Genomic DNA, 13,571 nt, shown 5'->3' on the forward strand with positions numbered 1-13,571 from the left:
GGATAAAATCATGAGTCTGCTCCTCGATCGCCTGAACTTTCTTGCGCGCAAGAATGTCGGCACCTTCTCGGAAGGCCATGGCGTCACCACCAACGAAAACCGCGACTGGGAAGATGCCTATCGCAAGCGCTGGCAGCACGACAAGATCGTGCGCTCCACCCATGGCGTGAACTGCACCGGCTCCTGCTCGTGGAAGGTCTACGTCAAGGGCGGTATCATCACCTGGGAAACCCAACAGACGGACTATCCGCGCACCCGGGCCGATCTTCCGAACCATGAGCCGCGCGGCTGTTCGCGCGGGGCGAGCTATAGCTGGTATGTCTATTCGGCCAACCGCGTGAAATATCCGCTGATCCGCTCGCGCCTGCTGAAGTTGTGGCGCAAGGAACGCGCGCTGAAAACGCCGGTCGGCGCGTGGGCCGCGATCCAGCAGGACCCTGCCAAGCGCGCCGACTATATGAAAGTGCGCGGCCTCGGCGGTTTCGTGCGCGCCACGTGGAGCGAGGTCAACGAGATCATCGCCGCCGCCAATGCCTATACGGCCAAGACTTATGGTCCGGACCGGGTGGTCGGCTTCTCGCCGATCCCGGCCATGTCGATGGTGTCCTATGCGGCGGGCTCGCGTTACCTGTCGCTCTTGGGCGGCGTCTGCATGTCGTTCTATGACTGGTATTGCGACCTGCCGCCGGCCTCGCCCATGACATGGGGCGAACAGACCGACGTGCCGGAATCGGCAGACTGGTACAATGCCGGTTTCCTGATGCTGTGGGGTTCCAACGTGCCGCAGACCCGCACGCCGGATGCGCATTTCTATACGGAAGTGCGCTACAAGGGCACGAAGTCGGTCGTGGTCTCGCCCGACTATTCGGAAGCCGCGAAGTTCGCCGACCTGTGGCTGCATCCAAAGCAAGGCACCGACGCAGCGCTTGCCATGGCGCTCGGCCATGTGATCCTGCGCGAATATCACCTCGACCGGCAGGTGCCGTATTTCGAGGATTATTGCCGCAAATATTCCGACTTCCCCATGCTGGTCATGCTCACGGAGAAGGACGGGCGCTACGTGCCGGATCGCTTCCTGCGCGCATCCGACCTGAAGGACGATCTGGGCGAGGCCAACAATCCCGACTGGAAGACGGTCGCCTTCGACAAGAAATCGGGCACCTATGTTGCGCCGCAGGGCTCGATCGGCTTCCGCTGGGGCGATGACGGCCAGTGGAACCTTGAAGAAAAGGACGGCCGGGGCAAGGATGTGGAACTTGCCAAGAGCTTCATTGAGGCGGGCGCGCACGATGCGGTCGCCGATGTGGCCTTCCCCTATTTCGGCAATCGCGAGCACGATTATTTCGAAGGCACGGACCATGACAGCGTGCTGGTGCGCAAGGTTCCGGCCCGCAAGCTCAAGCTGAAAAAGGGCGAGGTGCTGGTCGCGACCGTGTTCGACCTGTTCGCCGCCAATTACGGCCTCGATCGCGGGCTTGGCGACGAGAACTCCGCCAAGTCCTATGACGAGGGCCTGCCCTATACCCCGGCCTGGGCGGAGAAGATCACGGGCGTCCCGCGCGACCAGATCATTGCGGTCGCCCGCGAATTTGCAACCAACGCCGAAAAGACCAATGGCCGCTCCATGGTCATTCTCGGTGCCGGTCTCAACCACTGGTACCACATGGACATGAACTATCGCGGCATCATCAACATGCTGGTGATGTGCGGTTGTATCGGCCAGTCGGGCGGCGGCTGGAGCCATTATGTGGGGCAGGAAAAGCTGCGTCCGCAGACCGGCTGGACCGCGCTTGCCTTCGCGCTGGACTGGAACCGTCCGCCGCGCCACATGAACTCCACCTCATTCTTCTACGCGCATACCGACCAGTGGCGCTACGAAACCGTGAAGGTGCAGGACATCCTCTCGCCCACCGCTCCGGACGGCGCGTGGGATGGCACGATGATCGACTATAATATCCGGGCCGAGCGCATGGGCTGGCTGCCTTCCGCGCCGCAGCTCCAGACCAACCCGCTGCAGCTTGCCAGGGAGGCCGCCGTATCGGGCAAGGAGCCGAAGGACTTCATCGCCGATGCCTTGAAGAACGGCACCCTCACCATGTCGTGCGAAGACCCGGACCACGAGGCCAATTGGCCGCGCAACATGTTCGTCTGGCGCTCCAACCTGCTCGGTTCGTCGGGCAAGGGGCATGAATATTTCCTGAAGCACCTGCTCGGCACGTCGAATGGCCTGCTTGGCAAGGATCTGGGACAGGAAGGCGCGCAGGAAAGCCGCGAGGCCGTGTGGCACGAGAATGCGCCGGAAGGAAAGCTCGACCTGCTGGTCACGCTCGATTTCCGCATGTCCACGACCTGCGTCTATTCCGATATCGTTCTGCCGACCGCCACCTGGTACGAGAAGAACGATCTCAACACTTCCGACATGCATCCCTTCATCCATCCGCTGTCGAGCGCTGCCGACCCGGCTTGGGAAGCGCGCAGCGACTGGGAAATCTTCAAGGGCATCGCCAAGAAGTTCTCCGAAGTGGCGCCGGAAGTGCTGGGCGTGGAGAAGGACATCGTTCTGGTGCCGACCCTGCACGACACGGCGGGCGAACTGGCGCAGCCGAAGGACGTGCTGGACTGGAAGAAGGGCGAAGTCGAGCCGATCCCCGGCAAGACCATGCCATCGGTCGTGGTTGTGGAGCGCGATTATCCGAACCTCTACAAGCGCTACACTTCCGTCGGGCCGCTCCTCGACAAGCTCGGCAATGGCGGCAAGGGTATTTCGTGGAATACCGAACACGAGGTGGAACTGCTCGGCAAGCTGAACGGCAAGGTCCATGAGCCGGGTGCGACCGAAGGGCGTCCGCGCATCTATACCGATGTGGACGCAACCGAGGTCATCCTGTCGCTCGCGCCGGAAACCAACGGCGAAGTGGCGGTGAAAGCATGGGAAGCGCTGTCGAAGTTCACCGGACGCGACCACACCCATCTGGCCATCCCCAAGGAGGAAGAGAAGATCCGCTATCGCGATATTGTCGCGCAGCCCCGCAAGATCATCTCCTCGCCAACCTGGTCGGGGCTGGAATCCGAGCATGTCTGCTACAATGCGGGCTATACCAATGTGCATGAGCTGATCCCGTGGCGCACGCTGACCGGCCGTCAGCAGCTCTATCAGGACCATCTGTGGATGCGCGCCTTCGGCGAGGGCTTCTGCGTCTATCGCCCGCCGATCGACACCAAGACGGTCAATCCGGCGATCCGCGAGAAGGCGGACGGCCAGCCGCATCTGGTGCTCAATTTCATTACGCCGCACCAGAAATGGGGCATCCACTCCACCTATACGGACAATCTGTTGATGCTGACGCTCAATCGCGGCGGGCCGGTTGTCTGGATTTCGGAGCCGGATGCGGCGAAGGCTGGCATCGTCGATAATGACTGGGTGGAAGTCTATAACGCCAACGGCGCCATCGTTGCCCGTGCGGTCGTTTCCCAGCGCATGAAGGATGGAACCATCTTCATGTATCACGCGCAGGAGAAGATCGTGAACACGCCCGGCTCGCCGCTCACCGGCCAGCGCGGCGGCATTCACAACTCCGTCACCCGCATCATCACCAAGCCGACCCATATGATCGGCGGCTACGCCCACCAGTCCTATGGCTTCAACTATTACGGCACCGTCGGCGCCAACCGCGACGAGTTCGTGGTGGTACGCAAGCTCGACCATGTGGACTGGATGGAAGGGCCGCTTGAAGAAGGCAACCGCAACTCCGCAGTGAAGGAGGCAGCAGAATGAAAATTCGTGCGCAAATTGGAATGGTGCTCAATCTCGACAAGTGCATCGGCTGCCACACCTGCTCCGTGACGTGCAAGAACGTCTGGACCAACCGCGAAGGTGTGGAATATGCCTGGTTCAACAATGTCGAGACCAAGCCCGGCATCGGTTTCCCGAAGGAATGGGAAAACCAGAAGAAGTGGAACGGCGGCTGGGTCCGCAAGAAGAACGGCAAGATCGAGCCGAAGATGGGCGCGAAATGGCGCATCCTCGCCAAGATTTTCGCCAATCCCGACCTGCCGGAAATCGACGACTATTACGAGCCGTTCGACTTCGATTACGGCCATCTGCAAACGGCGGCCGAAAGCCAGACCATGCCGACCGCCCGCCCGCGCTCGCTGATTTCGGGCGAGCGGATGGAAAAGATCGAATGGGGCCCGAACTGGGAAGAAATTCTCGGCGGCGAGTTCGCCAAGCGCTCGAAGGACTATAATTTCGAGGGCGTGGAGAAGGAAATCTACGGCCAGTTCGAAAACACCTTCATGATGTACCTGCCGCGCCTGTGCGAGCACTGCCTCAACCCGACCTGCGTTGCGGCCTGCCCTTCGGGCGCGATCTACAAGCGCGAGGATGACGGCATCGTCCTGATCGATCAGGAAAAGTGCCGCGGCTGGCGCATGTGCGTCTCCGGCTGCCCCTACAAGAAGATCTATTACAACTGGAGTTCCGGCAAGTCCGAGAAGTGTATCTTCTGCTATCCGCGCATCGAATCGGGCCAGCCCACCGTCTGCTCGGAAACCTGCGTTGGCCGCATCCGCTATCTCGGCGTGATGCTCTATGATGCCGACCGCATCTCGGAGGCCGCTTCCACGGCCAATGAACAGGATCTCTATCAGGAACAGCTCAATATCTTCCTCGATCCGAACGATCCTGCCGTGATCGAACAGGCCCGCAAGGACGGCGTGCCGGAAGCCTGGCTGGAAGCGGCCAAGCATTCGCCGGTCTACAAGATGGCGATGGACTGGAAGATCGCCTTCCCGCTCCATCCCGAATACCGCACCTTGCCGATGGTCTGGTACGTGCCGCCGCTTTCGCCGCTGCAATCGGCTGCTGCTGCCGGCAAGCTTGGCATGGACGGCCCGCTGCCGGATGTCCGCTCCATGCGCATCCCGGTCCGCTACCTCGCCAATCTCCTGACCGCAGGCAAGGAAGAGCCGGTCATCTCCGCGCTGGAACGCATGCTCGCCATGCGCGCCTATATGCGCGCCAAGACCGTCGACGGCGTTATCGACGAGGCGATTGCCGACCGCGTCGGCATGAGCGGCGCGATGATCGAGGAAATGTACCACATCATGGCGATCGCCAATTACGAGGACCGCTTCGTCATCCCGACGACGCATCGTGAAATCACCGAGGACGCCTATGACGTGCGCGGCTCCTGCGGCTTCACCTTCGGCAATGGCTGCTCTGGCGGCACGTCGACGGAAGACCTGTTCGGCGCCAAGCGCCAGAAGGTCGTCCAGACGCCAACCGATATTTTCAGGGAGCAGGCGTGATGAACAGGACCCTTAAAATCATATCGCTGCTGCTTTCCTACCCGTCGGCAGAGTTGCAGCTCGGCGGCGAGGAACTGAAAAAAGCGCTGGCCGGGGAAAACCTTTCCCCCGGCATACGCAGGCTTCTCGACAGCCTTGTCGAATATGTCTGCGACTGCGATCTCTATGAGGCACAGGAACGCTATGTGCATCTGTTCGACCGCACGCGATCGCTGTCGCTGCATCTTTTCGAGCATGTGCATGGCGAAAGCCGCGACCGCGGCCAGGCCATGGTTGACCTGATGAAGATGTATGACGACAACGGCTTTGTGGTGGATGCCAAGGAACTGCCGGACTATCTGCCGCTGTTCCTCGAATTCCTGTCGACGCGCTCGCCAGAGGAAATTCACGATCTCCTCACCCAGACCGGCCATATCACGGCGGCCATCGGCGAGCGTCTGCGCAAGCGCCATTCGCCCTATGCCAATGCCTTTGCGGCCCTGCTTCATGTCGCCAATGCCAAGCCGGACAAGAACCTCGTCGGAGAGTTGCTTCGGCAAGAGGAAGACGACCCGAACGACCTCGCCGCGCTCGACCGCATCTGGGAAGAAGAAGCGGTGACGTTCGGCGGCAATGCGGGCGAAAACTCCTGCGGCCCGGACCGGCTGCGCATGCAGATGCGTGCCGCACAGCGCAAGCCCGGCGCCCCGTCCAACCCTTCACATCTATAGGAGACGGAAAATGGCTTACCTCCATACGTTTCTTTTCGGCATCTATCCCTACATCGCATTGAGCGTGCTCGTTCTCGGCTCGATCTTCCGCTACGACCGCGAGCCTTACACATGGCGCTCGGGCTCAAGCCAGCTCTTGCGGCGCAGGCAGCTCATGTGGGGTTCGGTTCTGTTTCATCTTGGCGTTCTGTTCATCTTCGCCGGTCATTTCGTCGGCTTGCTGACGCCGATCTGGGTCTTCGACACGCTTGGCGTCAGCCATGAGGCAAAGCAGATTCTCGCGGTCGTCGCGGGCGGCATCGCCGGTGTGATGGCAATCATCGGCGCCACCATGCTGGTGCATCGCCGCCTGTTCGATCCGCGCGTGCGCGCATCGTCAAGGCCGACCGACACGCTGATCATCATGCTGTTGTGGGTACAGCTTCTGCTGGGCCTCGGCACCATTCCGGTCTCGCTGCAACATTTGGACGGCGGTGAAATGGTCACATTCATGAACTGGGCGCAGGGCATCTTCACCTTCAACCCGGCTGCCTCGAGCTACATCACCGATGCATCGTTTGTCTTCAAGATGCATATCTTCCTCGGGCTGACCATCTTCCTCCTGTTCCCGTTCACGCGTCTGGTGCATATGCTGAGCGCGCCGGTGCGCTATATCTGGCGTCCGGGCTATCAGGTCGTGCGCGAGCGCAATCATGGAGCGCCTGTGCGCGTCCCTGCGGAGTAAGGCTGATGGTAACGCTTTTCGACCGCAAACAGCCCGCTGCCGGGCAGCACAGTCACCCGACCGGCTACACCACCTATCAGGAGCCGGATACGCGGGTGCCGCCAAAGCCGCGCCCGGTCTTTGATGCGGTGTCCGTCAATGGCGTGGCGATCAACGAAACCGACATTCTGACGGAGGCGCAAAACCATCCGTCGGACAATCCGGGCGCAGCATTGCTTGCTGCCGCCCGCGCGCTGGCGGTGCGGGAATTGCTTTTGCAGCGCGCAAGGGAAGCGGGCATCGTCCCCGAGCGCGAGAAGGACGCCGAAGGCCGCAGCGAGACCGATGAGGATGCGCTTGTGCGCATGGTGATCGAACGGGAAGTGGAAGTGCCTTCCGCCACGCGGGAGGAAGCTTTCCGCTTTTACGAAAACAACCGCCACCGCTTCACCAGCGCGCCCATTCTGGAGGCGAGCCATATATTGATCGCCGCCGATCCAGCCGACAGCCAGGCCCGCGAAAAGGCTCGCACGACCGCATCGCGTCTGGCGGCTTCGGTGATTGCCGAGCCGGCCACGTTCGCTTCGGTCGCGCATGAATATTCGTCCTGTCCTTCAGGCGCGCAAGGCGGCAATCTCGGCCAGCTCACGCGCGGCAGCACGGTGCCCGAATTTGAAAGGGCGCTGGAGCGGATGGTCCCCGGCGAAATCACCGTTGCCCCCATTGAAAGCCGCTTCGGTTTTCATATCGTGCGGCTTGACCGCCGCATGGAGGGGGAGGAACTGCCGTTCGACTATGTGGCCGACCGCATTGCCGGCTGGCTGGAAGCCTCCACATGGTCCAAGGCCGTGTCGCAATATATCGCGATCCTCGCAGCCGATGCCGACATTACCGGCATTGATCTCCTGTCGAATGAAGGAGCGGGGGCATGAGCCGCGAACCGATGCTCGCCGCCATCCGGGTTGCGAAGGACGTGCCGGTGGACCAGCTTCTGGCGAGCGTGGCGCAGCGGGCGAGGCAGGCGGGCCTGCGCGTGGCGGGCTTTCTCCAGCACCGTGAAACCGGCGGCGAGGAATGCTGCCGCGATATCGAGATCGAGCATATCGGCACCGGCGTCATCCAGATTATTTCGCAGCCGCTCGGTTCCGGGTCGAGGGGATGCCGTCTTGATCCGGCGGCGCTTGCCGATGTGGCAGGCTCGCTTATGGCCGAACTCGATGGCGGCGCCGATATGCTGATCCTCAACCGCTTCGGCAAGGGCGAGACGGAAGGGCACGGTTTGCGATCCGTCATTGAAAGGGCCTATGCGCGGCGGGTTCCTGTGCTGACCGTAGTGCGCGAGACCTATGTGGAGGGCTGGAACGACTTTGCCGGGGATTGCGGTGTTCTTCTGGCCCCGGACAGCAAGGCCGTACTCGGCTGGTTCGACCGCGTGACGGAAGCACGGCGATTGCCGGAAGCCGTCTGAGAGCCAGCCCTACAAGTCCAGCTGGTCGCGGCGGTCTTCGGCAATCAGCTTGCGGATCTGATAGACGATCTGGTCGCCATGCGCCTTGCCAAGCAGGTCGGCGGTGTCGACGTCGCGCTCTTCGATGGCGCGGATCATGTCCTCATGTTCGGTGACATAACGCTCCGGCAGGCGGTCGGCAAAAGACTGGTAATAGAGACGCAGCAGCCTGCGCCCTTCATCAAGAAGCCTCGAAAAGAATGTGGTGTAGAACGGGTTGCGGCCCGCTTCGGCAATGGCTGCATGAAAGTCGCGGTTTGTCGCGATCATTTCCAGCGCGTTCTGTGAGCGGACGGCGCGGGCAAAAGCTTCCTGATGCGCCCGGATATTCTCAAGGTCCTTATCGGTCCGGTTGCGCGCGGCAAGCCGCGTCGTCACGCGGTACATCAGCGTCACCGCGTCGAAAAAGGCGGGCAGGCTCAGGAAGTCGATATTGGAAACAACTGTCGAGCGGTTGGGCAGTGTAGTCACGAAGCCGTCGCTCGCAAGCCGCACCAGCGCCTCGCGGATCGGCGTGCGCGACATGGAAAAGCGCTCGGCCAGCTGGTTTTCATCGATGGGGCTGCCCGGCGCGAGCGAAAGGTCGATGATCTCGTCGCGCAGCACGTCGTAAACCAGCTTGACGCCCGAACCCTTCTTCCGGTCGGCTGTCTGGCTTGCGTCGTCTTTGTCCATGTCCTGCCTGTCCTTTTTCGGTGTGCGGTGCAGCGCATGTCTTCAGCACCGCAGACCCTAAACACCAGTTTAAATCCCGCTGGTCAAGCAATCCTATCCTCAATTGAAATTTTGGTCGACAAGAAAAATACAAAGTGTATATTTGATTTCAATACAAGGTTTGGCAGACCGATTGTAGATCCAGCTCGCGTGAAAACGCTCAAGGAAAAACGTCCAAGGAACGACGCTATGACCTCTAACATTTTCTCCGGTTGCATTCCGGCCCTCATGACCCCCTGCAAGCCCGACCGCACGCCGGATTTCGATGCGCTGGTCCGCAAGGGCAAGGAACTGATCGCGAAGGGCATGTCTGCGGTTGTCTATTGCGGTTCAATGGGTGACTGGCCGCTCCTCTCGGACGAGGACCGCATGGCAGGCGTCGAGGCGCTGGCCAAGGCTGGCGTGCCCGTCGTCGTCGGCACCGGCGCGGTCAATACCAAGATCGCCGCCGCCCATGCCGCCCACGCCCAGAAAGTCGGCGCGAAGGGCCTGATGGTCATTCCGCGCGTTCTGTCACGCGGATCGTCGATCACGGCGCAGAAAGCGCATTTCAAGGCGATCCTGTCGGCTGCTCCAGATCTGCCTGCCGTGATCTACAACAGCCCTTATTACGGTTTTGCCACCCGCGCCGACCTCTTCTTCGCGCTGCGCGCAGAACATCCGAACCTGATCGGCTTCAAGGAGTTCGGCGGCGCGGAAGCCATGCGCTATGCCGCTGAAAACATCACCAGCGCCGATGACAATGTGACCCTGATGGTTGGCGTCGATACCGGCGTTTTCCACGGCTTCGTCAATTGCGGCGCTACCGGCGCAATCACCGGCATCGGCAATGTGCTGCCAAAGGAAGTGCAGCATCTGGTTGCCTTGTCTAAGGCGGCGGCGGCAGGCGATGTCGAGGCGCGCAAGCTGGCGCTGGAACTGGAAGCCGCGCTCAACGTCCTCTCGTCCTTCGATGAAGGTCCGGACCTCGTTCTCTTCTACAAGCACATGATGGTCCTGACCGGAAATCCGGAATACGAGCTGCATTTCAACGAGACGGACAAGTTGTCCGATAGCCAGCGCGGCTATTGCGAAGCGCAGCTCAAGCTGTTCCAGGACTGGTATGCCGGCTGGATCAAGCAGGGCGGCGCGGCAGCGAAATACGCCGCCTGAGATCAGGACAGGCCATGAAAAAGGCGCCGGGTTTCGGCGCCTTTTTGTTTGGTCAGGACACTGCGTCCAGCCCTTGTTCCTTCAGCTTATCCAGAAGCGCCATTTCAGCGGCGGTAAGCGTGATGCCCTTGCTGAGTGAATCGCGACGGGCGGCAAAGCGGCGCTGCGAGGGCAGGCGCGCGCCCTGTCCGGCAATCGCCTCGATCAGCATCTCGCCGCGTTCCTGCGGATTGCCGCGACCGCCCGCCATGCGGGCCGGATCGAAGGCGATGATGAGTTCGCCATGGCGCGGCGCAAGCGTCGTCGTGCCCAGAAATTCGAGCGCTTCGGGGCTGGTGAAATCGCCGATCATCGCTCCGGCCAGAAGTTCGATCATCGTGGAAATGGCCGATCCCTTGTGCTCGCCGAATGGCAGCATCGCGCCTGCAAGGGCCGCTTCCGGGTCGGTCGTGGGCTTGCCGTCCGCATCGACGGCCCAGCCTTCGGGCAGTTGCTTTCCGGCGCGCCGATAGAGCTCCAATTCGCCGCGCGCGGCAACGCTGGTGGCAAAATCGAACACGTAAGGGTAGTCGCCAGGGCGGGGCCAGCCGAAGGCGAAGGGATTGGTGCCGAGAAGCGGCTTGGTTCCGCCTGCGGGCGCGACGGTGGCATAGCTCGGGCACATGGCGATTGCCGCAAGGCCCTGTTCGGCCAGCACCTCGACTTCCGGCCACAGGGCGGCGAAATGGGTGCAATCATTGATGGCAAGCACGGCGACGCCAAGCTTGCGCGCCTTTTCGACAAGGGCAGGGGCGCCGCGTTCGAAGGCCAGATTTGCAAAACCGCCCTTGGCATCCACACGAACGACGGCGCTGTCGTCGGTCGTGACGACCGGTTCGGCATCGGCGACCACCTTGCCGCTTTTCAGCGTGCGCAGACAGCCCTCGATGCGATAGACACCATGGGATTTGCAGCCGTCGCGCTCGCCCGCCACGATCGTCTTGGCGATGGCTGCGGCATGGTCGGCGCTGAAACCCGCCTTGTTCAGGATTTCCCGCACAAGCCCGGCGAGTTCATCTGTCGAAATCGAAATGGTGTCGCTCATTCTGTCATTCCTTGCGGCGAATAGTGTTCCCTGAAATGCATACAAGATGCATGCAGGATTGTCATGCCGGGGTGGTGCTTGAAACTGCGGCAAAAGGGCTGAAGCCATGCACATGATGCGATGGCCGGGCGCGGAAAATCAACCGGCTATTCCGGTTGAAATTTGAGCGTCCTTATCATGAATAACTGGACCTGTTTGATTCAGATCAAAGAGATCGGGAGGCCGCGGGTCTACATGCCTTACATGGCGTGCTGGGGGCCGAGACGGCGGGCGCGCCAATCGATGGAGATCAGGACGAAAATGCGTAACCTCGCGATCAAATTTGCTGCTGCAGGCATCCTCGCCGTGCTGGCGGCTCCCGCTCTTGCCGAAAATATCGAAGTCAAAATGCTCAACAAGGGCGCCGAGGGCGCCATGGTTTTCGAGCCCGCCTATATAAAGGCAAATCCCGGCGACACGATCACCTTCATGCCGGTGGACAAGGGGCACAATGTCGAATCCATGAAGGACATGATCCCCGAAGGCGCGGAGAAGTTCAAAAGCAAGATCAACGAGAATTATGTGCTGACGGTTACCGTGCCCGGCGCATATCTGGTAAAGTGCACCCCGCATTATGCGATGGGCATGATCGCGCTGATCGCAGTGGGTGACGACCCCGCCAATCTCGACCAGATCGTTTCGGCCAAGAAGCCGAAGATCGTCCAGAAGCGGCTGGAAGACATCATCGCCAGCGCCAAGTAGTACGAAACTCGATGAGCCGAACTTGAACCGGCTGCATGACGAGGACATCATGACCAGACAATCAGGCCTGCAGGCAGTACCTGCTGCGATGCCATCCGATCAAAAAGGTATGCCGCGCGGACTGAAGATGACTGGCCCCGTTCTCCTCAGCTATGGCTTCCGCCCATTCTTTCTGGGCGGAGCCATATGGGCCGTTCTGGCCATGCTTTTGTGGATATTGTCGCTGACGCTCGGAATGCCGTTGGGCGGCTCCTATGGCGGGCTGAACTGGCACGCCCATGAAATGGTGTTCGGTTTCTCCTCCGCAGTGCTCGCGGGGTTTCTGCTGACGGCCATTCCGAACTGGACCGGCGGCCTGCCGGTGTCGGGAACGCCGCTCGCCATCCTGTTCGGCCTGTGGCTTGCCGGACGGCTCGTCTTTCTGGAACCTGACCTTATAGATGCGCGGTTCGCCGTTGCGGTTGAAAGCCTGTTCCTGCCGATGCTGCTTTTCATCTGCGCGCGCGAGATCGTCGCCGGACGCCAATGGAAAAACCTCAAGGCGGTGACCGGCGTGGCGACGGTTATGGTCGCCAATCTCGTCTTTCATTATCTGATCCTGACCGAGGGCGACGTTGCCTTGGCCAACCGCATTGGGGTCAGCGCCTATGTCCTGCTGGTCATGGTGATCGGCGGGCGCATCGTGCCAAGCTTCACCCGCAATTGGCTCAACAAGATGGGAAAGACGCGCTTTCCGGTGCCGTTCAACCGTTATGACGGGGTGTGCATTCTTGTCGGCGTGGCGGCCTGCATCGGCTGGATCGTCGCTCCCGACCTGACGATAACCGCCATTGTGGCATGGGTTGCGGCGCTGTTTCATATTGTGCGGCTTTATCGCTGGCGGGGATGGTCGGTCACGCGCGAAAAGCTCCTGCTTGTCCTCCATATCGCCTATGCGTTCATCCCGCTCGGTTTCATCGCCATCGGCCTTTCGGCCATCGATCGCCTCAACCCTTATTCGGCCTTGCATGTGACCACGGTCGGCGCGATGGGCTGCATGATGCTGGCCGTCATGACGCGGGCGACACGCGGCCATACCGGGCGCGAACTGACGGCATCCCCTGTCACGCAGGTCGCATATGCTTGCCTCGTCGCGGCGACGCTGGTCCGCCCGCTGGCGGAAATCATGCCGAATTTCTTCCACACCATCCTTGCCGCATCGGCCTTGCTCTGGATGGGCGCTTTCGGGCTTTACGTTGTGGAATACGGTCCGATGCTGTTGCGGGAACGCCGCCAGCGCATGGCCAGCGCGTAAGCAATTCATTTCCACGCTCGATTATGGAGCAGTTCGTGGTCGTCCACGAACTGCTTTCTGGCGTTTTGACGGGTGAGTCGCGGCGCGGAAGCTGCAATTTGTGCCCTTCAGCAGCCCTCGAACAGGGGTGTCGAAAGAAAAATCACACTCAAGATCACATTTAAATCGTTATAATGTTATGACCGTATTGTTATGCTTTTGAAACGGTGTTACCGGAATTGGTGCCTGGGAGGCTGGTCCTGAAAGGGCCGCCAAATCTCGGACAGTGCGAGCGCAATGCGCCCGAACTTTGTTGTTTTTACGCATATCGGCACCGGAACCCGGGTTTCGTTTTGCCGGAAATGCCTCGAGACTTT

Annotated in this window: 11 protein-coding genes; 9 read left to right on the forward strand and 2 right to left on the reverse strand. The window is 60.8% G+C overall.

Translation table 11 applies throughout. The annotated features are described in order from the left end of the window. Positions 1-10: 10 nt before the first annotated feature. Genes F9K78_RS06750 through F9K78_RS06775 form a run of 6 tightly spaced genes read left to right on the forward strand, consistent with a single transcriptional unit; the run spans position 11 to position 8,191 of the window. Positions 11-3,775, forward strand: coding sequence for a nitrate reductase subunit alpha (locus F9K78_RS06750; protein ID WP_122066782.1), 3,765 nt, complete (start codon positions 11-13; stop codon positions 3,773-3,775). Next, positions 3,772-5,310 (forward strand): nitrate reductase subunit beta, encoded by a 1,539-nt coding sequence (gene narH / locus F9K78_RS06755; protein WP_121981100.1) that lies wholly within the window; start codon positions 3,772-3,774, stop codon positions 5,308-5,310. The genes F9K78_RS06750 and narH overlap by 4 nt, the downstream gene beginning before the upstream one ends. Continuing rightward, complete coding sequence (gene narJ, locus F9K78_RS06760; protein WP_121986214.1) at positions 5,310-6,020, forward strand: nitrate reductase molybdenum cofactor assembly chaperone; 711 nt, start codon at positions 5,310-5,312, stop codon at positions 6,018-6,020. Before narH ends, narJ begins: the two co-directional genes overlap by 1 nt. A 10-nt stretch (positions 6,021-6,030) precedes the next feature. After that, on the forward strand, positions 6,031-6,744 hold the full coding sequence (gene narI / locus F9K78_RS06765) for a respiratory nitrate reductase subunit gamma (protein ID WP_121986215.1): 714 nt from the start codon (positions 6,031-6,033) through the stop codon (positions 6,742-6,744). Positions 6,745-6,749: 5 nt separating this feature from the next. Next, on the forward strand, positions 6,750-7,655 hold the full coding sequence (locus F9K78_RS06770; RefSeq protein WP_121986216.1) for a peptidylprolyl isomerase: 906 nt from the start codon (positions 6,750-6,752) through the stop codon (positions 7,653-7,655). Next, on the forward strand, positions 7,652-8,191 hold the full coding sequence (locus F9K78_RS06775; protein ID WP_121986217.1) for a DUF2478 domain-containing protein: 540 nt from the start codon (positions 7,652-7,654) through the stop codon (positions 8,189-8,191). The genes F9K78_RS06770 and F9K78_RS06775 overlap by 4 nt, the downstream gene beginning before the upstream one ends. Positions 8,192-8,200: 9 nt before the next feature. Here F9K78_RS06775 and F9K78_RS06780 read toward each other — a convergent pair whose 3' ends face one another. Further along, positions 8,201-8,905, reverse strand: a complete 705-nt coding sequence (locus F9K78_RS06780) for a GntR family transcriptional regulator (RefSeq protein ID WP_121981095.1) — start codon at positions 8,903-8,905, stop codon at positions 8,201-8,203. Positions 8,906-9,133: 228 nt separating this feature from the next. Between F9K78_RS06780 and F9K78_RS06785 the strand changes: the two genes are divergently transcribed. Continuing rightward, on the forward strand, positions 9,134-10,096 hold the full coding sequence (locus F9K78_RS06785) for a dihydrodipicolinate synthase family protein (protein WP_121986218.1): 963 nt from the start codon (positions 9,134-9,136) through the stop codon (positions 10,094-10,096). A 52-nt stretch (positions 10,097-10,148) separates the two neighbouring features. Here the strand turns inward: F9K78_RS06785 and F9K78_RS06790 are convergent, their stop codons facing one another. Beyond that, complete coding sequence (locus tag F9K78_RS06790) at positions 10,149-11,180, reverse strand: Ldh family oxidoreductase (protein WP_121986219.1); 1,032 nt, start codon at positions 11,178-11,180, stop codon at positions 10,149-10,151. Between the two features lie 300 nt (positions 11,181-11,480). Between F9K78_RS06790 and F9K78_RS06795 the strand changes: the two genes are divergently transcribed. Both F9K78_RS06795 and F9K78_RS06800 read left to right on the forward strand, forming a co-directional pair. After that, the gene (locus F9K78_RS06795) at positions 11,481-11,921 is read left to right on the forward strand and encodes a pseudoazurin (protein ID WP_121986220.1); all 441 of its coding nucleotides are present in this window, start codon (positions 11,481-11,483) and stop codon (positions 11,919-11,921) included. 49 nt (positions 11,922-11,970) lie between these two features. Beyond that, positions 11,971-13,215 (forward strand): NnrS family protein, encoded by a 1,245-nt coding sequence (locus F9K78_RS06800; protein ID WP_151682109.1) that lies wholly within the window; start codon positions 11,971-11,973, stop codon positions 13,213-13,215. The last annotated feature ends 356 nt before the right edge of the window (positions 13,216-13,571 follow it).

It is taken from the genome of Brucella pseudintermedia, assembly GCF_008932435.1.
GTDB lineage: Bacteria > Pseudomonadota > Alphaproteobacteria > Rhizobiales > Rhizobiaceae > Brucella > Brucella pseudintermedia.